Genomic DNA, 23,031 nt, shown 5'->3' on the forward strand with positions numbered 1-23,031 from the left:
AGCCCTTGAAGGGGCTCGGGCTTTTTTACATCACCACTTCAAGCAATCAGTCGTCCAGCTCGGCCCAGCGTTCCAGCAAGCCGTCGAGCTCACCTTGCAGGCTTTCGAGCTGCGCGATGACGGCAGTGGTTTGCTCGGCAGGACGCTGATAGAAAGCAGGCTCGGCCATCTCAGCCGTCAGCACTGCCATCTTCGACTCAACCGCATCGATCTGCCCCGGCAACGCTTCCAGCTCACGCTGAAGTTTGTAGCTCAGCTTCTTCTTCGCGACCGGCATTTCAGCAGCCGCCACCGGCTCGGCGGCAGTCACCGCAGTGGCCAGTTCCGCTTTGCCGGATTTGCTGTCAGTCACGCCCAACAGACGCGGCGAACCGCCCTGACGCAGCCAGTCCTGATAACCACCGACGAACTCACGAACCTTGCCTTCGCCTTCGAACACCAGGGTGCTGGTCACGACGTTATCGAGGAATGCCCGGTCGTGGCTGACCATCAACACGGTGCCCTTGAAGGTCAACAGCACTTCTTCAAGCAGCTCGAGGGTCTCTACGTCCAGGTCGTTGGTCGGCTCGTCGAGCACCAGCAGGTTGGCCGGCTTGCTGAACAGCTTGGCCAGCAACAGACGCGCACGCTCGCCACCGGACAACGCCTTGACCGGCGTGCGGGCACGTTGTGGGCTGAACAGGAAATCGCCCAGGTAACTCAGGACGTGGCGGCTCTGGCCGTCGATATCGATAAAATCGCGCCCTTCGGCCACGTTGTCGATAACGGTCTTTTCCAGATCCAGTTGATGACGCAGCTGATCGAAATAGGCGACGTCCAGACGCGTGCCCACTTCCACAGTGCCGCTGGTAGGTTGCAGGTTATCGAGCATCAACTTAAGCAGCGTGGTTTTGCCAGTACCGTTGGCGCCCAACAGACCAATGCGGTCTTCGCGCTGCAGGACCATGGAGAAGTCCTTGATCAGCATCGGGCCGCCCGGGTGAGCGAAGCTGACGTTATCGAGCACCATTACCTGCTTGCCTGACTTGTCAGCGGTATCAAGCTGAATGTTGGCCTTGCCGGTACGCTCACGACGTTCGCTGCGCTCGACGCGCAGTTCTTTCAGCGCACGGACGCGGCCTTCGTTACGGGTGCGACGTGCCTTGATGCCCTGACGGATCCAGACTTCTTCTTGGGCCAGACGCTTGTCGAACAGTGCGTTTGCGGTTTCTTCCGCCGCCAGCGCCGCTTCCTTGTGCACCAGGAAGCTGGCGTAGTCGCCGTTCCAGTCGATCAGGCCGCCGCGATCCAGTTCGAGGATGCGCGTGGCGAGGTTCTGCAGGAAGGACCGGTCGTGCGTGATAAAGAGAACAGCACCCTGGAAATCCTTGAGCGCTTCTTCCAGCCAGGCAATCGCGCCGATGTCCAGGTGGTTGGTGGGTTCGTCGAGCAGCAGCAGGTCAGGTTCGGAGACCAGCGCCTGGGCCAGCAACACCCGGCGACGCCAGCCGCCGGAGAGTTCGGCAAGGGTTTTGTCGGCGGGCAACTGCAGACGGCTCAAGGTGCTGTCGACCAGTTGCTGCAAGCGCCAGCCGTCACGAGCTTCGAGGTCCTGCTGGACGTGCATCAGCTTGTCCAGGTCCTCGGCGGTGACGATGTTCTGGCTCAGGTGATGGTACTCGGCGAGCAAGGCGCCCACGCCATCCAGACCTTCGGCCACGACGTCGAACACGGTACGTTCGTCGGCTACGGGCAGTTCCTGGGGCAATTCGCCGATTTTCAGACCGGGCGCACGCCAGACACTGCCGTCGTCGGGCTTTTGCACGCCTTTGACCAGCTTGAGCATGCTGGATTTACCGGTGCCATTACGGCCGATGATGCAGACCCGCTCACCACGGGCGATCTGCCACGACACCTTGTCTAATAGCGGCATAGCGCCGAACGCAAGGGACACATCGCTGAATTTGAGCAGGGTCATGAGCTTCTCCAAAAACCGGGCGCGCATTCTACCTGAGATACCCAATCGATGTGGGCATTGGATGACAGATGTGGCGCCCTCGATCCAAATAACAGTATTTATACGCGCCGTTTGTTGCTATCCGTGACCGTCGATGCCACGACACTTCAACCCGCGGTGGCAAACCGCTAAGCTGTCGGCACTTTTCACGATCCATCTGCACGGAAGTCTCATGCGCAGTCGTTTGTTCAGTCTTTTGTCCTGCCTGCTTCTGTCGGCGACCGCCGCCCAGTCCGTTCAAGCGGTCGACCTTTCCCAACAACGCCAGTATTACGATGAGGCCAAGCGTGCGCTGGCCAAAGGCGACGCCGGTCCTTACCGAATGTACGGCGCGGCGCTGGCCGATTACCCCCTTGAGCCGTATCTGGCTTACGACGAGCTGACCGCCCGGCTTAACACCGCAAGCAATCAGGAAGTCGAAAAATTCTTCGCTGACCACGGCGATCTGCCTCAGGCCAACTACATGAAGCTGCGCTGGCTGCGCCTGCTGGCTTCCCGTGGCGACTGGCAGCCGTTTGTCGAACACTACGACCCCAAGAACAATTTCGTTGAATTGGACTGCCTGTATGGCCAGTACCAGTTGGGTCACAACTTGCGCGCCGAAGGTTATGCCAACGCCGAGAAGCTGTGGATGACTGGCAAGACCCTACCCGCCGCCTGCGATGCGTTTTTCGCTCAATGGGCCGCCGAAGGTCAACTCACTGAACAGAAACGCTGGCAGCGCGCCAAACTGGCCGCGCAGACCCGCAATTACGCGCTGGCCAATCAGTTGGTCAACAGCCTGAACTCCCTTGCGCCTCAAGGTCGCCTGCTGATCGCCGTGGCGCAGAAACCAGAGATGGTCAATAACCAGCCACAATTCCTGCCAGCTGACGAGGCGATGTCCGACGTTGTGGGCCTGGGCCTGCGTCGTCTTGCCAAGCAGGACCCGCAGCGCGCCCTGGAACTGCTGGACGCATACGCCCCTACACTGCGCTTCTCCCATGAAGAACAAGTGCAGATCGCCAAGGAAATCGGCCTGACCCTGGCCCGCAGCTACGATGGCCGGGCGCTGGAGGTGATGACCCGGTACGACCCTGACCTGCGCGACGACACGGTGACCGAATGGCGTCTGCGCTTGCTATTGCGTCTGGCGCGCTGGAACGACGCTTACGAACTGACCCGACGTTTGCCGCAAACCCTGGCGACCACTAACCGCTGGCGCTACTGGCAGGCGCGGACGCTGGAGCTGTCGCAACCCAACAGCCCGCTGCTGCCAGCGCTGTACAAATCAGTCGCCAGAGAACGTGATTTCTACGGCTTTCTGGCCGCTGACCGCACACAGACCCCCTACCAACTGAACAACAAGCCGCTGATGCTCAGTCAGGCCACCATCAATAAGGTGCGCAACACCCCGGGGGTGCGCCGGGCTCTTGAGTTTTATCAGCGCGGGCAGATCGTCGACGGGCGTCGCGAGTGGTACCACGTCACCCGCCGCTTCACCCGGGACGAAATGGTCGCCCAGGCCAAACTGGCCTATGACATGAAGTGGTATTTCCCGGCGATCCGCACGATCAGTCAGGCGCAGTATTGGGATGACCTGGATATTCGCTTCCCGATGGCTCACCGCGACACTCTGGTGCGCGAAGCTCAGGTGCGCGGTCTGCATTCGAGCTGGGTGTTTGCGATCACGCGTCAGGAAAGCGCGTTCATGGACGATGCACGTTCAGGCGTCGGTGCCAGCGGCCTGATGCAACTGATGCCAGCCACCGCCAAGGAAACCGCACGCAAGTTCAGCATTCCTCTGGCCTCCCCGGCCCAGGTGCTGGACCCGGACAAGAACATTCAGTTGGGCGCGGCCTATCTGAGCCAGGTGCACAGCCAGTTCAACGGCAACCGCGTGTTGGCCTCAGCGGCTTACAACGCAGGCCCAGGCCGCGTGCGGCAATGGCTGCGGGGCGCAAACCATCTGGCGTTCGATGTGTGGGTGGAGAGCATCCCGTTCGATGAAACACGTCAATATGTGCAGAACGTGCTGTCGTATGCAGTGATCTATGGCCAGAAGCTCAATGCACCGCAGCCGCTGGTGGATTGGCATGAACGGTTTTTTGATGATTTGTAACGCGATCCTGTAGGAGCGAACTTGTTCGCGAGGCGATACACCTGACACACCGTATCGCCCCGCTCGCCAACAAGTTGGCTCCTACCGGAACCGCGTTGGCCGCGATCCCGAGTTGCACGTTACTCCAACACCTCAACTTTCATCCCGACTTCAAGCACGCCGGGTCCATCGCTGACCACGTTCTGCCCGAACCATATATTGCCTTCCCACTCACGATAGGTCTTGAGCGTCGTCAGCGGTTCGCGGTCTTCGGTGCGTTGGCCGGTCGCCGGGTCAATGGTGGTAAGGATGCACCGCGCACAGCCGACGAGTAGACGGAATTCCATCTCACCGATGCGGATGCGCTTCCAGCCGTCCTCGGCGAAGGCTTGTGCGCCCTCCACTACCAGATTCGGCCTGAAGCGCAGCATCTCCTGCTGGCGGCCGATCTTGCCGGATAAATCGTCGACCGACGCCTGACCAATCAGCAACAACGGAAAACCATCAGCGAAGCTCACACGGTCATTGGTCTCGCCAAATCCGCTGGGCAACCAGCGCGCCCGCTCTGCCGGCATGTGCACCATGCGCGTCGGCTTGCCGATGAAATCGCTGACCCAGCGCGCCGCTTCATCACCTGCGTCCGGCACGCGGAAGGAGTCGCGCCAGACCGTAATACCTCGCAGGTTCGCTTCAACATCTTCTGGCACCGGCACGTCCAGCGCTTCATGGCCTGGCGCCGATATCGTCACGCCACCGGCCTGGTTCCAGAGCACCGACAGTTGCGACATCTGCGGCAGCGCCCGCTGAGTGAAAAACCGGCCATTGCTCTCGTCCACCAGCATCCAGCGTCGATCACCGGCCAGCCCCAACTGGTCGAAACTCGCCTGTTGCAGCGATTCGGCCTTGCAGGATTTGAGGGGGTACCGATACAACGCACTGAGCTGTGCCATGAACGCTTCCTTCTTGCGAGCGATAAAGGCGCCACTGTATACGAGGCAATGACTGGCCACAGCCATACAGATATAAAAAAAAAGCCCCCGCAAGCGGTTCAAAACCGGTCACGAGGGCTGGAAAAGGCTGGTTACTGGTTGTCGAGCATCAAGCGCTCACGCACCACGTCCACCAGTTTGTCTGGCTGGAACTTGGAGAGGAAGTTATCGCAACCGACCTTCTTGACCATGGACTCGTTGAAACTGCCGGAAAGCGAGGTGTGCAGCACCACGTAGAGCCCGCGCAGTCGAGGGTCATTGCGGATTTCGGTGGTCAGCCGGTAGCCGTCCATCTCCGGCATTTCCGCATCGGTGAAAACCATCAACAGCTTGTCGGTCATGACCTCGCCGGTGTCCGCCCAGGCCTTGAGCATGTTCAAGGCTTTGAGGCCATCGCGGGCGACGTGCATCTTCACCCCCAGTTGCCCGAGTGTTTCGCGCAGCTGCGCCAAGGCAACGTTGGAGTCGTCGACCAGTAACACTTCACGACCGCGCGCGCGTTCCAGCACCGGGTCCTCGAGCTTCTCGCGAGAAACCTTGGCGCTGTAAGGGACGATTTCGGCGAGCACCTTCTCCACGTCAATGATCTCCACCAACTGATCATCGACCTTGCTGATGGCTGTCAGATAATGCTGGCGACCTGCACTGGTCGGTGGCGGCAGAATGGCTTCCCAGTTCATGTTGACGATGCGGTCCACGCCACCGACTAAAAACGCCTGAACCGAACGGTTGTACTCGGTGACGATGATCGTGCTGGACGGGCTCGGCACCAAAGGACGCATGCCGATCGCTTGCGACAGATCAATAACTGGCAGCGTTTGCCCACGCAGATTGACCACGCCGCAGACAAAGGGGTGACGCTGGGGCATCAACGTGAGCTTGGGCAGCTGAAGCACTTCCTGAACCTTGAACACGTTAATTGCAAACAGCTGCCGGCCGGCCAGGCGAAACATGAGAATTTCCAGGCGGTTCTCACCCACCAGTTGTGTGCGTTGGTCTACCGTGTCGAGAATGCCAGCCATCTGTTGCTCCTGGAGCAAGGTTCATATTGATTCTGCTAATACGCTATCGGCAACGTGCGGCCAGACCTTAATCGTAATTCAAAGGCATCGGCAGCCAGACCCTAGGGGTCGCCCTTAGCCACCCTCAGGACAAGCCTGATGTTCGTAGTTTCTAATAGCCATTACTGTGACGCCATTCTCACTGAACGAATGGAGTCAGGTTCGTGGTCGTGCTCAACAAAACCCCCGAACCGTTCAACCTGCGTGGGCGGGCCGCCCGGCAGCAACAGCGCAGCAGGCACCGAAAGCCCGACCCTGTCGCAAGTTGTGCGAACGATCGGACACAATCAGAAACGGCCTACATACATTCCGTTGTCTTCAACACTAATTTGATGCCTCTCGCCACGCGCGACCTTCGATCGCCGTACATGGACAGTGGAGATTACGCATGCTGAACGGCAATGAGTGGCATCAGCTACACAGTGAGTTTCTGAGCGATTCCCAGGCATTGCTGACTCGTTCAGATGAATGCCTGGCGCATCTGGAGTTGATCAGCGATGACAAGGACGCCATCGAGGGCCTGCTGGATTCATTGCAAAAAATCGCCGGTGAAGCGGACAAGGCCCACGTCGCGCCCATTGCCAGCTTCGCCCGTCAACTGCGCTATTTGCTGTACTTCGCCCATGCCGCTGCGCGCATTCATCCCAAGACGCTCGAGTCTCTGCGTCGCTGCTTTTCACTGCTGGCCTGGCAGGTCGAACTGATTGACCCGGAATCGGGCGAGCTGTTGCTCGATGACCAGGAACAGCAGGAGTTGCTCGAACACTTTGGTTGCTGCTCAGGGATCGGAACCGTTGAGCCCAGCCCGGTCCATCCTGTGAGGTGGACACCGTCGGGTGCCTTGCAAGCAAAGCCCGCAGACTCATGCGCTGATGGCCGCACACGCCACACCAGTAGCATTTGAAGGGTCCGGATGGTGGGCAACCGGCTCCTCGACCCACTCATTCAATAGCCGCTTACAGGTAACCGTCTTATCGAGTTGTCCGACAATTCAGCGCTTAATTCGCCGGGTATTTGAGGTAACATCGGCGCCCGCCAAATAGACACTCGATGGCTACAGTTCTTATGCACGCCAGCAACAAACCCTTCAAGTTATGGCCGCCGAGCACCAAAAACGCCTGGCGGCTGGCCGCTGTGCTTTGCGTCGGCGCAATGGTGTGCAATCTGGCGCTGTACGTGGCAGGCCTCGCACTGCCGCTAAGCTTGCTGACGCTCAATCTCGTTGCATTCCTGACTGTCTGGTATGCCAAAAGACGGCGGGGCCGTTCAATCCAGTTTCAACCTCAGGAGTTGGCGGATCACATGCTCCAGGTCCAGGAAACAGAACGCCATCGGCTTAGCCGGGAGCTGCACGACGACATCGGCCAGATGCTGACGGCGGCCAAACTGCAAAGCGACTGGCTGCAACGGCGCCTACCCCACGACTTGCAGCCACACTGGACAACGCTCAACAGCACTCTGGACGAGACGCTGGCGAAGGTGCGCGATGTTTCGGCCATCCTCAACCCCCGGCAATTGACGAGCCTGGGCCTGGAGGCCAGCCTGCGCGCGCATCTGTTGCGCACCTTGGCCGATACGCAGGTGTTGTGGAGCCTGGAATGCCAGCAACGTCTTTCAGGCATTCCCGAGGAAATGGCCGTGGCGGCCTTTCGCATCACCCAGGAAGCAGTGACCAATATCTTGCGGCACGCCGACGCCAGCAACCTGGTTGTGCGTCTGCAACGTCGTGCCGAGGGTTTGTCCTTGAGCGTTAGCGATGATGGACGTGGCTTTGCGCCTGCGCTCAATCCTGCCGAACAGGGCCAACGCGGCATGGCGGGTATGTCGGAGCGGGCAGCGTTGATTGGCGGCACCTTCAGCGTCGAAAGTACTTCCGGCAAAGGCACTCACATTCAGGCTTTATTTCCCTGGGAACCCCGCGCCCGAGGGCGTGCTGATATAAGTCATAAGCCGTCATGACGTGCAATCTTCTGTTGGTCGACGACCACGCACTGATCAGGGCGGGCGTGCGTGCGTTGGTGTCGGATATTCCAGGCTACGCCGTGATTGGCGAAGCGGCTCACGGCGAGCAATTGCTGGAACTGACGCAGGCGCTCAAACCGGACATCATCCTGCTCGACATTTCCATGAAGGACAGCAACGGCCTTGATGCGCTGGAGCGCTTGATCAAGGCGCTGCCGGACACCAAAGTGCTGATCCTGTCGATGCACACCGAACCACACATGATCATGCGTGCTCTGGAGGGCGGGGCCCATGGCTACCTGCTCAAGGATGCGACCGCCACTGAAATCGAACAGGCGCTGCACGCACTGCGCAAAAACGAGCGCTACCTGAGCCCCGCCATTGCCCATACCGTGATCAATCAAGCGCTCAACGGTGGGCAATCGGGCAAGGTGGAGCCAGTGGAAAACCACAACCTCACCGCGCGCCAACTCGAGATCCTGCGTCTGGTCGTACGGGGCAAATCCACCCGGGAAATCGCCAACGGTCTGAGCCTGAGCATCAAGACCGTGGAGACTCACAGGGCGCAGATCATGAAACGCCTGCAGATCTACGACGTCGCCGGGCTCGTGCTGTTTTGCGTGCGCGAGCAGATCATCAGTCTGGACGATTGAGTCGCGCTGACTGACTCAACAGCGGCGAGTGCGACGGCAGGTGCACGCGCAAGGCAGCAGGCCTGATTTCAAAGCGCAGGTTCTCGCCGCGCAGAGGCTCGCCGTCCAGATTGATATCCAGCCCCTCAGTGGATTTGAGCTCCACCCACGGCAGGCGTGCGCGCACGAACAGGTTTTCAAACCCAAGGCCGCCTTCAAGCAGACTTTTCAAGGTTCCGACCACTTCCTGCGGCGCGGGCAAAACGCTGATGTCCAGCAAGCCATCATCGGCCAACGCCGTCGGGCACAGGGGATGACCACCGCCCGCTTGACGACCGTTACCGATGCCCAACGCGAGCAGATCGCCCTTCCAGTGAAAGTCCGGGCCATTGAGTTCACCGTATGCTGCCCGCAGTTCGCTGAAGCGTGACAAACCAGTGAACAGATAGGCCGCGCCGCCAAGAATTTTTTTCAGGTCTTCGGACGTATTGGCGGTCACCTGACTGCCGAATCCGCCGGTGGCCATGTTCAGAAACAGGTGCCCGTCCACGTCGCCCATGTCCACCGAATGCGCAGGCACATCCAGTAAATCCAATGCCCTTTCGACTTCCAGCGGCACTCCGGCCGAGCGCGCGAAATCGTTGGCAGTGCCCAGAGGCAATATCGTCAGGCTGGCGTTACCTTCGGCCAGCGCCAACGCTTCGGCGATGTCGCGAAGGGTGCCGTCGCCACCGCCGGCAATGATCTGTGTATGGCCATCAGCCAAAGCTTCATGCACCATCCGTTGCGCATCACCCGCTTCCCACGTCAGCCGCACGTCCAGTTGCCAACCGCGCTGGCGTTTTTTTTCCACCGCGCTGCGGACTTCGTCGTTAAGCGCCTGCTTACCGTGAAGAATCAAAATCGCCCTGCGCTCTGTCATGTCTGTCCCTCTTCAGCTGTCCGATTCAATGCGAGAGAGTTTGACCTCACGCGTGTAGGAAAAAGCCGGAGCTTATTCAAAAAACTTTTCTGCCACGCAAGACGACAAACGGTCCGTCACAGGGGTTGGCTGATGCGCGCGAATGCCTCATACAACGCAAAGCCCCGGTTTAAAGCCTTCGACTACTCTCCACCCAGCTGGTCTCGCTTCCTTGCGTTACACCCCGCTGTCCAATAACTATCCATTTGAGGGTTTTCGCTCAACACATCAACGGTTGTAACCATTGCTGGTGTAAAAAATTTGAATGCTTGGCGGCCTGCGGGCATTGAAATATTTCGCAAGAATGTGCTTAATCGACAAATTATTGGCTAAAACAGGATTGTTAGGCTAAAAAGTCATTTTATTGACTTTTAATAACAAAATGCCGGATTCAACAGCCAATCATGGATTCACGGATTGAAGAATGAGGATGTCTGTATGCGGTCGCTCCAGATCCACAAGGCTTTGCCGAGCTGTGCCGCCTGGATAGGCGGCGGGGATCTTGAGCGTATTCAACATGGGTCCATCTGCTTCGATCTTCACGCTCCCTCTCCCACTGCGTGTGCAGTGTGTATTTTTCGCGAGGTTTTATGATGGGCACCCTGATTCCCTGCATTATTGCTGGCGGCGCCGGCACCCGACTGTGGCCTGTTTCCCGTGAGGCCATGCCTAAACCCTTCATGCGCCTTCCTGACGGCGAAAGCCTGCTGCAGAAAACGTTCCTGCGTGCCACCGGGCTGGCCGATGTCCAAAGTCTGCTGACGGTCACCAACCGCGAAGTGTATTTCCGCACCGTCGACGACTACCGCCTGCTGAACAAGAGCAAGGTGCAGCTGGACTTTCTGCTCGAACCCTTCGGTCGCAATACGGCGGCGGCCGTAGCGGCTGCGGCCCTGCACGTTCAGTCGCGCTACGGCGATGACGCGCAATTGCTGATCCTGCCTGCCGATCACCTGATCGAAGACCTTGAAGCGTTCAGCGCCGCCGTCGAAAGCGCCCGCGCACTCGCCGATGAAGGCTGGCTGGTGACATTCGGCTTGAAACCGACCAAGCCCGAAACCGGGTTTGGCTACATCGAGAAGGGTCAGTCGCTCAATGGCCAGGCGTTTCAGGTTGCGCGTTTCGTTGAAAAACCCAATGTCCAGACTGCCCAGGACTACGTCAGCGGCGGACTGCACCTGTGGAACGGCGGCATGTTCTGCATGCGGGTCGATGTGCTGCTCAGTGAAATGGAAACTCACGCGCCCGACGTAATGGCCGCCGTCCGGCATTGCCTGGCGCAGTGCACGAGCAAAGAAGGCAAGAACGAGTTGCAGATGGAGCTCGACAGCACCAGCTTCGCCCTCGTGCCGAACATCTCGATCGACTACGCGCTGATGGAACGCTCGCAGAAAGTAGCGGTGGTGCCCTGCGAACTGGGCTGGAGCGACATTGGGTCCTGGCAGGCCATTCGCGAGTTGACCCAAGGCGACGAACAAGGCAATCAGTGTAACGGTCAGACCGTGTTGCACGACGTCACCAACTGCTACATCGACTCGCCGAAACGCCTGGTGGGCGCGGTGGGCCTGGACAACCTGATCATCATCGACACCCCGGACGCGCTTTTGATTGCCGATGCCTCGCGCACTCAGGAAGTCAAAGTCATCGCCCAGGAACTCAAGCGTCAGGGCCATCCGGCTTATCTGCTGCACAACACCGTCACTCGCCCCTGGGGCACGTACACCGTGCTCGAAGAAGGCAAGCGCTTCAAGATCAAGCGCATCGTGGTCAAGCCTCAGGCGTCGCTGTCATTGCAGATGCACCACCACCGCAGCGAGCACTGGATTGTCGTCAGCGGCATGGCGCTGGTCAGCAATAACGATCGCGAGTTCATGCTCGACACCAACGAATCGACATTCATCAAGCCGGGCCACACCCATCGCCTGGTCAATCCAGGTGTGATTGATCTGGTGATGATCGAAGTACAGAGCGGCGAGTACCTGGGTGAAGACGACATCGTGCGTTTTACCGACATCTATGGCCGCGTACCGGATGCCGTCAAAGCCTGACGTGGCGAGCTGACGGGCCGGGCATTCAACGCCGCAATGGCAGCCTGGCCCGCAAGGGAGTGGTGTTAATGCCTTACAGGAGTTGGGGACCGATCAAAAACGCGCTGATCATCGGCGCGTTGTCACTTTGCACAGCGACTGCCTGGGCCGAGACCATCCTGCGAGCACCCCGAGAGGTGAAGTGGCAGGATTATCTGGGCGTCAATGTACAGTTCGACGCGTTTACCCCTGCCGTCTACCAGAAACAGATGGCCCGGCTCGATCAACTCGGTCTGAGCTGGGTGCGCTGGACGCTTAACTGGTCAAACCTGGAGCCTGCCAAAGGCGAGTACAACCTGGCCCGACTCGACGCCGCAATGGAGGCCGCCCGTCTTCACCACTACAGCGTGCTGGCCTATCTGACCGGGTCTGCCGAGTTCGTCAGCAGCGCACCCGCGGGCGCCAGCAACAGTGACCAGTACCCTCCCGAGGACTTCAACATTTTTGCCGAGCGCATGACCGCGCTCAGCCAGTACTACCCCGACGTCGACAGTTGGCAGGTGTGGAACGAGCCGAACATTAGCTGGCTGCCGATGGCCGATCCCAAGGCGTACTACAACCTGCTGACGCAGACCGCCCAGGCAATCCGCGACGTCGTACCCGGCAAAAACGTGGTGACCGCCGGAATGGCCTACTACGGCCAGATGCTGGGCAGCACGGGGAATCTGCTGCGCAGCATGCTGGACATGGGCCTGGCCGATCAGAACATCGTCGCTGCCTATCACCCCTATTCCGATTACCCGGAAGGCGACTCGGTGCAGGACCGGGACTTTCTGCTGCGGGCCAATGAAATGAACGGTCTGCTGCACACTTCAGGGGTCAAGACCGTGTGGGCCACCGAGTGGGGATGGTCGAGCTACGGCGGGCCTTTGCCAACCCAGCAAGCCGCCGGACTGCAAAGCCAGGCCAGCTACACACTGCGCCGTCTGGCACTGATGAGTGCGCTGGATTACCAGCGGATTTTTCTGTTCAGCCTCAGTGATATCGACCGCCCCCTAAGCCCGAGGGAGCGCAGCTATGGTCTGCTTGACCTCAAGGGCGATCCGAAACCGGTGTACAACGCGTTGCACAACTTCCTGCAGATCACCGGCCCGACGTTGCGCCCCGATGCGCTGCCGTTGCTCATTTCGGTCCCCGAAGATTTGTACGCCGTGCCATGGACGCGACCCGACGGCTCCCATGTGTTGATGGCCTGGAGTGAAAGCCGCGCGCACCTGAACATTCCCGCCGTCAAGGCCGCCACGCTATATGACCCGCTAACCGGCGGTCACAGCGTTCTTGCAGACGCGATGGGGGTGGACGTGCCGCTCAAACCGTCGTTGCAGATTCTTGTCTGGGAACCCTGATCAGCCGGCTAGACCCACAGCTCGGGCACTGGCAGGGTCCGGGATCAGTGAGATCATTGAACATTTGAATCAGCGAGCGCCGAGGACGGCCAGGCCGCGCTCTGTCAACCGATAGGCCTGCGAAGGACTTCGCAGGGAGTCCGGGAGGGTCATTTCAACCAGACCGGCGTCCAGAGCAGGGGCCAAATAGCTGCGCCGGAATGACTGGCGATGGTTCAGCCCCAGGCCTTCCATCAATCCCCCAGCGCTAACTGGCGGCTTACCTTCAAGCCATCGCAGCAAGCGCAGAACATGCTCGGTTACTTGTGCGGTTACTTGTGCGGTTACTTGTGCGGTCGATGCAGACGACTGATCGATTTCCAGCAGAGATTGCTGAAGCGCAAGCAGCATGAATTCAACAAATGGCGTGGCCTCAGCCAGTTGATCCGAGGCAGAAAGCGCAGCGTAATAGGCTTCCTGCTGGTCACGAATAACGGTTTCAACAGGAAGGTATGCAAGCACGGGACGCCATCGGCTTAGTATCAACGTTTGCCAAAGGCGCCCCATGCGACCGTTTCCATCGGCAAAAGGATGGATGAACTCAAATTCGTAATGAAACACACAGCTCGCGATGAGCGGATGCAGGTCTGAGTCCGTCACCCACCCCAGTAAATCATTCATCAGCGTCTGAACCCGATTGGCGGGCGGCGCCATATGCAGCAGTCGCTCGCCGCGATAAATCCCTACGCCACCTGTGCGAAAGCACCCAGCATCATCGATCAGACCCTGCATCAGTAATCCATGTGCCCTAAGCAAGTCCGTGCACTGCGCGGCACTCCATTCTGGCATGGCCTCATAGGTGACAAATGCGTTCCGCACCTCCTGAATCTCACGTGGCAATCCCAACACCCGTTGCCCATCCAGGACTGCCGTCACCTGCTCAAGACTCAACGTATTATTCTCAATCGCCAACGACGCCTGGATGGTACGGATACGGTTGCCCCGCCGCAGCGTTGGAGTCAGGCTGGTTTCGTGCAGTACTGACAGACGTCCGACGTGCTCGCTGATATCGGCCACCAGTGCAAGCATGCGGGCAGTCAAGGTCAGCGGCGGTTGGTACTTCTTCATACGGGCAGGTCCATCCTCAGGTGTTGAACACGTCGATGTCACGATTAGCCATTGTCACGTCTTTAAGCGTGCGAAGCATCCCCCGTACCCGGTTTTAAAAGTCTGATTTATTCGACGCTCACAGGCTGAGACCGTACTCCCTGACATGCTGGATAAACCGCGCAACCGCTGGCGCCTTTTCATGGCGCCGGTGGATAAGCGACAGATAGGAAGAAGGCTGGCAGTCATCGATCTGTCGGTACACGACATTGGGCAGGCGAATGTGATCGACCACTGACTCCGGCACCACGGCGATGCCCTGCCCCAGGCTGACCAGCGCCACCACCGACACCAATCCACCTGGTTGCGGGCCCAGCGTTGGCGCAAAACCGCCGTGTGCGGCGACCGCCAGCGTCCCGGAAATCTGCTCCGGAAGGATGAAGGTTTCGCGCTGTAGATGTACCGCGTTGAGGGTCTTGAGCTTGCACAGCCAAGAGCTGTCCGGCAACGCCAGGGCGAAACCTTCGGTGAGCAGTTTCACAGCGTCCAGGCTGTCGGGCAGGGTCATGGGCGAGCGGATATAACCCACGTCCAGTCGGCCTTCTTCGATCAGGCGCGGCAATGCTGGCATCAGGTATTCGGTGAGGGTGAATTCGACATCGGCGAAGCGCTGGCGAAACTGGCCGACCTGCCGCTGCAGGACGCCGGAAAACACCGCCGAAGCCACGTAGCCCAACTCGATGCGCCCCGCTTCGCCACGCCCGGCGCGCTGCACGTTGAGGGTTGCCGATTCGAACTGCCGCACCGCCAGTTCCGCTTCGATCTGCAACGCCCGGCCGGCATCGGTCAGCCGCACTTCGCGCTGTTCGCGGACGAACAACCGGGTGCCCAGCGCGCTTTCGAGGTCTTGAATCTGGCGAGTGAGGGTCGGGGGCGCGATGCCCAGTTGCTCGGCGGCACGGGTGAAGTGCCGATGCTTGGCAACAGCCAGGAAGTAACGAAAATGACGGATTTCCATGTCGGCATTAGCTCAAAGGTAATGAAGTGACGGTGCGCGGGTAATAAAGCATATGCCATGTGGGATTACCGTAGGAGCCAGCTTGTCAGCGAGACGTTGGAACTGCGGCGCACACGTGCGACGCACTCGTGAACAAATTCGCCCCGACAAGGTTACCCTTACATTAGCTGAGACCTAACATGCCCGTTCAAGCAAAAAGCCCCAGCCCTCGCATGACCTTGCTCACAGCCTCTGGCGTGTGTGCGCTGATCGTGCTCGACACCAACATCGTGGCCGTCACCCTGCCCAGTATTGCTCGTGATCTGAGCGCCGGTTTTGCTGATATCGAATGGGTCGTCAGCGCTTACATGCTGGCGTTCGCCGCACTGCTGTTGCCGGCAGGCAGCCTGGCTGATCGCTTTGGCCGCAAGAAAATGCTGCTGTGCGGGCTGGTGCTGTTCATCGTTGCATCTGTCGGTTGCGGTGCGGCGCCCAACATCCTGCTGCTTGACCTTGCCCGCGCGGTGAAAGGCATCGGCGCGGCGTTGTTGTTGACCTCGGCGCTGGCGACGATCGGCCACGTGTTCCACGACGAAGCCGAACGGGCCAAAGCCTGGGCGTTTTGGGGCGCGTGCATGGGGGTTGCGATGACCGCAGCGCCTACCGTCGGTGGCTTGATCGCTGAACTGGTGGGATGGCGCTGGATTTTCTATCTCAACCTGCCGGTGGGCGGCGTATTGCTGTGGGCCGTACTGCGCAATATCAGCGAATCCCGAAACGAGCAATCGGCACGCCTGGATCCATGGGGCAGCCTGTTTTTCAGCGCGAGCCTGTTGTGCCTGATGTGGGGCCTGATCGAAGCCAATCGAATCGGCTGGGACAACCATCTGACCTTTGCACGGCTGGTCGGAGGCGCTGCGCTGTTGGGGTTGTTCGTGCTCGCCGAGCAGCTGCAGCGCCGGCCCATGGTGGATTTACAGCTGTTTCGCTACCCGCGCTTCATCGGCGCGTTGCTGGGCATGTTCGCCTACGCCGGATGCGCCCAGGTGATGATGACGCTGCTGCCGTTTTACCTGCAAAACGGCCTGGGATTCAGCGCCATTGCCTCGGGCCTGGGCATGCTGCCATTTGCGATCACCATGCTGCTGCTTCCCCGACTGGGCCCTCGCCTGGCCCGGCATTTGTCACCGGCGTCGATGATGGCGCTGGGGTTGGGTCTAGTGGGCGCGGGCAATCTGCTGTGTGCCTGGGCCACCTCGCTGGGCAGTTATCCGGCGTTCGCCCTGGCCATGGCGGTGACCGGCGCCGGTGCGGGCCTGCTCAACGGCGACACCCAGAAAAACATCATGGCCTGCGTGCCCCGCGAGCGCACCGGCATGGCGTCGGGCCTGAGCACGACGATGCGTTTCAGTTCGATCATGCTCGCCATCGGTGTCTATGGCGCGCTGCTTGCCAGCCATACCGTGCGTGCGCTGAACAGTAGTTTGGCAACCGCGGCACCTGAGTGGCTGGACATTGCTGAGCACCTTGCCTCCCGTGTCGTCGCCGGTGACATGGCGGCAGCGTTGCAACCTCTGGATGCCGGTGCACGCCTGATTGTCGAGCCACTGGCACAGCAGGCGTTCGTTTCGGGCTTCGGATCGGTGTTGTGGGTGGCGGGATTGAGCGCGCTGGTCGCCGCGGCGCTGGTCGGCAAACTAATGCGCAATCCGATCCCCGCGATGCCGCTCAACGTTTCTGCGCAGTAAATAAAAGCTTTGGGTGGAAGGGTGCTTGCTCGCGAGAGGCCGGTGCTTCTGAACCATAATGGCTGCGCCAACCTGCGCATCGCGAGCAAGCTCCCTTCCACGGATTGGGTCGCCATCAGATTTATTTTCAGGGGTCAGGGAATAACCATCACGGCGCTTCGTCATACGGGCTCAAGAAAGTAACCCACCCCCAAATGAAGAGAAGCCCATCATGAAACTGACCCTGAAAACCACCCTCGCCGCCCTCACCCTGACCGCCCTCAGCACCTTCGCCGTAGCTGCCAGCGCTGACATGAAAAACATGCCGCCAGTGCAGGACTACACCTATGGCAGCAAGCTCGACATCGCCAAAGTCACCCACACTCCGATGCTGAATTTCTGTGGCGTGCGGCCGGTGGAGATGAGCTACGTCGACCACGCGGGCACTTCCCATGTCGTGCGTTATGAAGTCAACGGCAATGCTTGTCTGGGCGACAACTGAGTCGGTGTGAACGTGCCAGCGGCTCGCCCTCCGCGAGCTTTGAGCCCCCTTCGAAAGGCTTAGAGGGTAAGCCTGGCGTTGAAAGCGTTCAGCGCTGGCGTTCCATGACTCATGCAGCGCGGTTCAACTGGCCGCCAGCCGCCACACCCGTGCCAGATCTCGCGCTCGGTCGTGCAGCAGTTTTGCCGCGTCGCGACAGGCTTGCTCCAGGGTCATCGGCCCGCTGGTCAACGCGAAGGCGGCGCTGATGCCGTGCTCATACAAATCGGCATAGCCCTCGCCCAGCGTCCCGGCCAACACAATCACCGGCACGCCTTTGCGCCGAGCAATGCGGGCGACGCCGAACGGGGTTTTGCCGCGCAGGGTTTGCGCATCGAAACGCCCTTCCCCAGTGATCACCAGATCAGCGCCATCCAGCGCGTCTGCGAGCCCGGTCAGGTCCGCCACCACTTCGACGCCTGGCCGGAACGACGCATTCAGATAGGCCTTGGCTGCGAAGCCCATGCCGCCCGCCGCTCCGCAACCGGGATAATCACGCTCGTCCCTGCCCAGCGCCTTGGCCGACTGGTCGGCAAAATGCCCCAGCGCCGCATCCAGCGCCAGGACCTGGTCGGGGGATGCGCCCTTCTGGGGTCCGAAGATATGAGAGGCACCGTTGAGGCCGCACAGAGGGTTGTCGACGTCGGCGGCCACTTCGAACTGCACATCGCGCAAACGCTTATCCAGATCGCCCAGTTCAATACGGGCCACCTTGGCCAGCGCCAGCCCGCCGGGCGTCAACGGTTGACCGTCTTCGCCCAAAAAGCGCGCGCCCAAGGCCGAGAGCATGCCGGTGCCGGCGTCGTTGGTTGCGCTGCCGCCGATGGCCAGGATGATTCGCTGCGCGCCAGCGTCCAGTGCCGCGCGAATCAGCTCGCCGGTGCCTTGGGTGCTGGTGATCGTGGCGTCGCGCTGCTCCAGAGTCAGCAACTGCAAACCGCTGGCCATGGCCATTTCGATGATCGCGGTGCGCGTGTCGGGGAGCCAACCCCATTGCGCCTCGAGTGGCTGACCCAGCGGCCCACTGACGTGAGTCGTCATCCACTGGCCACCGCAGGCTGCCAACACCGCTTCGATGGTGCCCTCGCCGCCATCAGCCATCGGGCATTCGACCAGCTCTGCGTCCGGCCAAACGTCACTGAGGCCACTGCCGATGGCCTGAGCAACAGCCTGCGCGCTAAGGCTGTCTTTAAAAGAGTCCGGGGCGATGACGATTTTCATGGTTGTTCTCCTTGTTCGATGCCCGATGTTCGCATTGTTGACAGCGTTTGCCCCGTGACCTTCGCACAAGGGCGGGTGGTGACGGTTGGTCATTCGAACAAAACCGACCGGCTAACGATACGTTGGATGTGCAAGCCTCTTCGCGGACAGGTCCGCTCCCACAGGGTCATGGGTCACTTCCGAATCCGCAGGTAGCGCGAATAGTCAGGCTCACGCGCGCGGGGTCATTTCCAGGCCCAGGTAAAGCCGCAGCAGATCATCGGTGCGGTAAGGATCGCAGCCACTGACTTCGGCGATTTTCTCCAGTCGGTAGCGCAGGCTGTTGCGGTGGATGCCCAATGCGTCGGCGCAGGCCTGACTTTCACCGCTGTAATCGAACCAGCAACGCAAGGTGTCCAATAATTGCGTTTGCCCGGTCAGGCGCTGGATCGGCTCGGCGACGCGCTCTGCCAGCCAGTCGTGCCGATTGCGCCAGAACAACACCGGCAGGCGATGGGTTTCCAGGCGCAGCAGTTTTTGGTGCGGTTTGACATGCCGCGCGTAGTCCAGCAGATCCCGGGCGGCGACACAGGCCTGACGCAAGCCCGCCAGATCAGGCGTTTGCTCGACCGTGCCCATCCGCGTGATCGACCAGCCTTGCTCATGAAATTGCTCGAGCAACAGCGCATCGTCCCGGTCCTTGCCCGCCGCGCGACACCAGTACAAAAATGCCGGCTCACACTCAACGCACCAGCTGTTGGCGTAACGGCCCATCAACCAACTGGCGATTTTTGCGCTGTCGGCATCGCCCTCCAGCTCGATCAACACCGCCTGACGCGGCAGCTGCGGCTGCAACCCCAGCTTTTCGGCCTCATCGACCAGACTGTCCGGGCTGTCGCCGAGTAATAGCCGGGACAGCAAATCCTCGGTGCGCTGTTGCCGCCACTGCTGATCAGCCTGCTGACGGCGATGCTCCATCAGCATTTCGGCGGTCATCTTCACCAGTTCGGCGTAGACGCGCACATCGTCCGGCTCCCCGGTAATTCCCAGCACGCCCACCAGCTTGTTTTCCAGCATCAACGGCAGGTTGACCCCAGGCCGCACGCCGTTCAACTGCTTGGCCGTGTGGGAATCGATCTCCACCACACGGCTGTTGGCTAGCACCAGCTGCGCACCCTCGTGCCGTGTGTACAAACGGTCCGCCTCGCCGCTGCCGATGATGATGCCCAGATAGTCCATGACATTGACGTTGCACGGCAGAATCGCCATCGCCCGATCGACAATGTCCTGCGCCAGCGCGTGATCAAGGGCGAACATAGGAAAAGTCCAGCAAGAAGGGTGCGACGTTGGGCATGGCGATTACATTCTGGGTTTTTATAGGATTGGAGGAAGCATGCCTGAATCTGCGCGAAGAGCCCAACTGCCTTTAATCTTTGGCCCGACGCAAATATTCTGTAGGAGCTGCCGAGGTCACGAAGGCTGCGATGCGGTTTCTCAGACCCACCGCGATCGCGACCAGGACAAAGGACTTTGCATAAGAAAACAAAGTCAGCTCAACGCCAAATGCCGCTTCTCAATCGCTTTCACCGACGTCACCCCCAATAGCCCCATGTCGCGGCTGATTTCGCTGGTGATGAGCTGCAACGCATGGGCAACGCCCGGTTGACCTGCGATGGCGGCGGCGTAGTTGAACGGTCGGCCGATGAGCACCGCGTCAGCGCCCAATGCCAATGCCTTTAGGACGTCGGTGCCACGACGCACGCCGCTGTCGAGGAGGATGGTCATGCCGTCTGCCACATCGACGATCTCTGGCAACACCAGCAGCGGCGCAACGCTGCCGTCCAGTTGTCGGCCGCCGTGATTGGAGACGACCACGCCGTCGATTCCAAGATTTTTACAGCGCAGCACATCCGGCGCGTTGAGCACGCCCTTGATCACCATCGGCCCGTTCCACTGCTTGCGGATGGACGCCAGATGCTCCCAATGCAGATGCCCACGGTCGGAAAAATCCCGCACCACGCTGGATGACAGCACCGGCGCGCCACGGTTGGCGTAGTTGTTTTCGAAATGCGGCATGCCATGCTTGACGATCGTTTTCAGGAAGGTCCCGAGCAACCAGCGCGGATGCGTCACGCCCTGCCACGCCAGTGCAGCGCTGGGCCGCAGCGGCGTGGAAAAGCCCGCGCGAATGTTGTTTTCGCGATTGCCGGACACCGGTGTGTCGACGGTGATCACCAGGGTTTGCACGTTCGCCCGGGCTACCCGCGCGATCAACGCATCGATCTGCTCCTGCTTGCCCGGCAAATACGCTTGAAACCAGGTACGGGGCGCGGCTTCGATTACCTCCTCCAGCCGAATCAGCGAGGAGCCGCTCATGATGCACGGCACGTTCGCCTCGGCCGCGGCCTGCGCCATGATCAGGTCACCGCGATAGCTGGTAAGCGCCGAAATGCCCATGGGCGCGATGCCGACCGGGGAGCTGTAGTGATGGCCGAACAGCTCGACGCCGGTATCGCGTTTCGATACGTCCACCAGCACATCCGGTTTAAAACCATAGCGCGCGAAGGAGCTGCGATTAGCGTCCAGCGAATGGCCGTCCTCGACCGCACCCGACACGTACGCAAACAATGGTTTTGGCAGTATTTTGCGAGCGCCCTCCTCAAAATCATGGAGGGACAGATAGCGGTGCAGGGAATCGAACACGAAGCGTCTCCAGACAGCTTTATGTGGGCGGCGGGCCGCAGGGTCGGTTCGCCGCGTCGACTGTAACCAGTTACCGGTCAGTAAAAAAGCCAATAAGATCGGCAGAATCATTTTGCACGCGGCCACTCTCACACCTGAAGCCACTGGCTTTTACCGCGCTTGATCAGGCACTCGGTGCCAATCCCTATCATCGACCGGAGCGCCCTGAATCTTGGCAAAAAACCGTCTCGCCCTGCTTCTGCCACTGTTCGCCCTGCAGGCCTGCGCCTCGAACAGCACGCCGCCGCTGGGGCAGTCCAGTTTTGCCCAGTATCGTCAGCAAACGATCGAGTGGATGCAGCAGCACCGAACGTTCCAGACCGACGATCACGCCACTGAACTTGAGTGGAACGCGCCCCACGAATGGCGGCCCTCCGGCAAACCGAAAAGCGGGATTTTGCTGGTGCACGGACTGGGCGACTCGCCGTGGTCATTCAATGACATCGGCACCACCCTCGCCGCTCAAGGCTTTCTGGTACGCACGGTGTTGCTGCCGGGGCATGGCACGCAGCCTTCGGACATGCTCGATGTATCGCTTAAACAGTGGCAGCAGGTGGTGCGTGAGCAGACGCAGATTCTGACGCGAGAGGTGCCGAAGGTGTATCTGGGCGGGTTCTCCACGGGTGCCAATCTGGTGCTCGATTACGCCTATCAACACGACGAAATCGCCGGACTGGTGCTGTTTTCTCCTGCGTTTCGGCCGGACAACACCTACGCCTGGGTGACCCAATACATCGGCTGGTTCAAGCCGTGGCTGGCCAAACCCAACGACGGCATCCGACCGATGCAGACACCGGTTCGTTATCTGAACGTGCCCACCAATGGTTTTGCTCAGTTCTATCGCAGCGCGGTCATGGCTCAGTCACGCTTGAAGCAGCGCACGTACGACAAACCAGTGTTCGTCGCCATCACCCAGCATGACTCGGTGCTGGACACTGCTTATGTGCTGGACAACTTCAACCAGCACTTCAGCAATCCGGCCAGCCGTTTGATCTGGTACGGCGACCATCCGGCGCCAGCTGCGAAAACGCCACGGGTGCTGGTCCGTAACGACTATCTGCCGGAGTACCGGATCGCCCAGTTCTCGCACATGGGGCTGATGTTTTCCCCGGACAACCGCCTGTATGGCAAGGACGGCACTCAGCGCATTTGCTGGAATGGTCAGGAAATGGCCGATATGCACAAATGCCTGAATGGCGAACAGGTCTGGTATTCGGACTGGGGGCATCGCGAACCGGGCAAAGTGTTTGCGCGCCTTACGTTCAATCCGTATTACGACTGGCAATCGAAGGTGATGGTGCAGGTGTTGAGTGATGCAGGGGCGTTGGTGAAGGTGCCGGAACATGTGGCGCCGTGATCTGTAGGAGCGAACTTGTTCGCGAGGTAGGGGCACCGCTGGGACATCTTCAGCGCCGATAAACCGCCTCGCGAAGAGTTCGCTCCTACAGGGGACTTTGGACGCCACAGCAATCTGATGTAAGTCCAAATCCCGTGGGAGCGGACCTGTCCGCGAAAAGGCCTATAAATCCCACACATTTGCAGCGCCTGACCGATTGCATTCGCGGACAGGTCCGCTCCCACAAAATCCGTGCCCGTCTGCAGTGCCGATAAACCGCCTCGCGAA

Annotated in this window: 18 protein-coding genes; 9 read left to right on the forward strand and 9 right to left on the reverse strand. The window is 60.0% G+C overall.

What is annotated here, in order from left to right:
- Positions 1–46: 46 nt before the first annotated feature.
- Positions 47–1,957 (reverse strand): ATP-binding cassette domain-containing protein, encoded by a 1,911-nt coding sequence (locus ACWKWM_RS18865; protein ID WP_483847588.1) that lies wholly within the window; start codon positions 1,955–1,957, stop codon positions 47–49.
- Between the two features lie 211 nt (positions 1,958–2,168).
- Here ACWKWM_RS18865 and ACWKWM_RS18870 point away from each other — a divergent pair, with 211 nt between their 5' ends.
- Positions 2,169–4,097: a transglycosylase SLT domain-containing protein gene (locus tag ACWKWM_RS18870; RefSeq protein WP_483847589.1), complete on the forward strand. Its 1,929-nt coding sequence runs from the start codon at positions 2,169–2,171 to the stop codon at positions 4,095–4,097.
- Between the two features lie 119 nt (positions 4,098–4,216).
- On the opposite strand, the gene ACWKWM_RS18875 is transcribed toward ACWKWM_RS18870, so the two are convergent.
- Positions 4,217–5,026, reverse strand: coding sequence for an MOSC domain-containing protein (locus tag ACWKWM_RS18875; protein WP_483847590.1), 810 nt, complete (start codon positions 5,024–5,026; stop codon positions 4,217–4,219).
- Positions 5,027–5,157: 131 nt separating this feature from the next.
- A complete protein-coding gene (locus ACWKWM_RS18880; RefSeq protein WP_483847591.1) occupies positions 5,158–6,087 on the reverse strand; it encodes a chemotaxis protein CheV in 930 nt (309 codons plus the stop codon).
- 427 nt (positions 6,088–6,514) lie between these two features.
- On the opposite strand from ACWKWM_RS18880, the gene ACWKWM_RS18885 reads away from it, so the two are divergent.
- The 3 genes from ACWKWM_RS18885 (at position 6,515) to ACWKWM_RS18895 (ending at position 8,741) form a co-directional block, all read left to right on the forward strand.
- Entirely contained in the window at positions 6,515–7,030 is a 516-nt protein-coding gene (locus ACWKWM_RS18885; protein WP_483847592.1) for a hypothetical protein, read from the forward strand.
- Positions 7,031–7,191: 161 nt separating this feature from the next.
- Positions 7,192–8,085, forward strand: coding sequence for a sensor histidine kinase (locus ACWKWM_RS18890; protein ID WP_483847703.1), 894 nt, complete (start codon positions 7,192–7,194; stop codon positions 8,083–8,085).
- Positions 8,082–8,741 (forward strand): response regulator, encoded by a 660-nt coding sequence (locus ACWKWM_RS18895; RefSeq protein WP_483847593.1) that lies wholly within the window; start codon positions 8,082–8,084, stop codon positions 8,739–8,741. The genes ACWKWM_RS18890 and ACWKWM_RS18895 overlap by 4 nt, the downstream gene beginning before the upstream one ends.
- On the opposite strand, the gene yegS is transcribed toward ACWKWM_RS18895, so the two are convergent.
- The gene (gene yegS / locus ACWKWM_RS18900) at positions 8,725–9,642 is read right to left on the reverse strand and encodes a lipid kinase YegS (protein WP_483847594.1); all 918 of its coding nucleotides are present in this window, start codon (positions 9,640–9,642) and stop codon (positions 8,725–8,727) included. The two genes, ACWKWM_RS18895 and yegS, sit on opposite strands and share 17 nt — an antisense overlap.
- A gap of 632 nt (positions 9,643–10,274) precedes the next feature.
- On the opposite strand from yegS, the gene ACWKWM_RS18905 reads away from it, so the two are divergent.
- Positions 10,275–11,729 (forward strand): mannose-1-phosphate guanylyltransferase/mannose-6-phosphate isomerase, encoded by a 1,455-nt coding sequence (locus ACWKWM_RS18905; RefSeq protein ID WP_483847704.1) that lies wholly within the window; start codon positions 10,275–10,277, stop codon positions 11,727–11,729.
- Between the two features lie 62 nt (positions 11,730–11,791).
- A complete protein-coding gene (locus ACWKWM_RS18910) occupies positions 11,792–13,114 on the forward strand; it encodes a cellulase family glycosylhydrolase (protein ID WP_483847595.1) in 1,323 nt (440 codons plus the stop codon).
- Positions 13,115–13,183: 69 nt separating this feature from the next.
- Here the strand turns inward: ACWKWM_RS18910 and ACWKWM_RS18915 are convergent, their stop codons facing one another.
- Together ACWKWM_RS18915 and ACWKWM_RS18920 are read right to left on the reverse strand one after the other, a co-directional pair.
- Positions 13,184–14,221: a Fic family protein gene (locus tag ACWKWM_RS18915; RefSeq protein ID WP_483847596.1), complete on the reverse strand. Its 1,038-nt coding sequence runs from the start codon at positions 14,219–14,221 to the stop codon at positions 13,184–13,186.
- A gap of 118 nt (positions 14,222–14,339) precedes the next feature.
- The gene (locus ACWKWM_RS18920) at positions 14,340–15,218 is read right to left on the reverse strand and encodes a LysR family transcriptional regulator (RefSeq protein ID WP_483847597.1); all 879 of its coding nucleotides are present in this window, start codon (positions 15,216–15,218) and stop codon (positions 14,340–14,342) included.
- A 179-nt stretch (positions 15,219–15,397) separates the two neighbouring features.
- On the opposite strand from ACWKWM_RS18920, the gene ACWKWM_RS18925 reads away from it, so the two are divergent.
- Together ACWKWM_RS18925 and ACWKWM_RS18930 are read left to right on the forward strand one after the other, a co-directional pair.
- Positions 15,398–16,945: an MFS transporter gene (locus ACWKWM_RS18925; RefSeq protein ID WP_483847598.1), complete on the forward strand. Its 1,548-nt coding sequence runs from the start codon at positions 15,398–15,400 to the stop codon at positions 16,943–16,945.
- Between the two features lie 211 nt (positions 16,946–17,156).
- Complete coding sequence (locus ACWKWM_RS18930; RefSeq protein ID WP_483847599.1) at positions 17,157–17,426, forward strand: DUF2790 domain-containing protein; 270 nt, start codon at positions 17,157–17,159, stop codon at positions 17,424–17,426.
- Between the two features lie 123 nt (positions 17,427–17,549).
- Here the strand turns inward: ACWKWM_RS18930 and ACWKWM_RS18935 are convergent, their stop codons facing one another.
- The 3 genes from ACWKWM_RS18935 to ACWKWM_RS18945 form a co-directional block, all read right to left on the reverse strand.
- Positions 17,550–18,686, reverse strand: coding sequence for a glycerate kinase (locus tag ACWKWM_RS18935; protein WP_483847600.1), 1,137 nt, complete (start codon positions 18,684–18,686; stop codon positions 17,550–17,552).
- A gap of 210 nt (positions 18,687–18,896) precedes the next feature.
- Positions 18,897–19,982 carry a sugar diacid recognition domain-containing protein gene (locus ACWKWM_RS18940; protein ID WP_483847601.1) on the reverse strand — a complete coding sequence of 362 codons (1,086 nt, stop codon included), beginning with the start codon at positions 19,980–19,982 and terminating at the stop codon, positions 18,897–18,899.
- A 231-nt stretch (positions 19,983–20,213) separates the two neighbouring features.
- Positions 20,214–21,368 carry an alpha-hydroxy acid oxidase gene (locus ACWKWM_RS18945; RefSeq protein ID WP_483847602.1) on the reverse strand — a complete coding sequence of 385 codons (1,155 nt, stop codon included), beginning with the start codon at positions 21,366–21,368 and terminating at the stop codon, positions 20,214–20,216.
- Between the two features lie 211 nt (positions 21,369–21,579).
- Between ACWKWM_RS18945 and ACWKWM_RS18950 the strand changes: the two genes are divergently transcribed.
- The gene (locus ACWKWM_RS18950; RefSeq protein ID WP_483847603.1) at positions 21,580–22,764 is read left to right on the forward strand and encodes an alpha/beta hydrolase; all 1,185 of its coding nucleotides are present in this window, start codon (positions 21,580–21,582) and stop codon (positions 22,762–22,764) included.
- The last annotated feature ends 267 nt before the right edge of the window (positions 22,765–23,031 follow it).

Source organism: Pseudomonas rosaeacicularis (assembly GCF_057128745.1).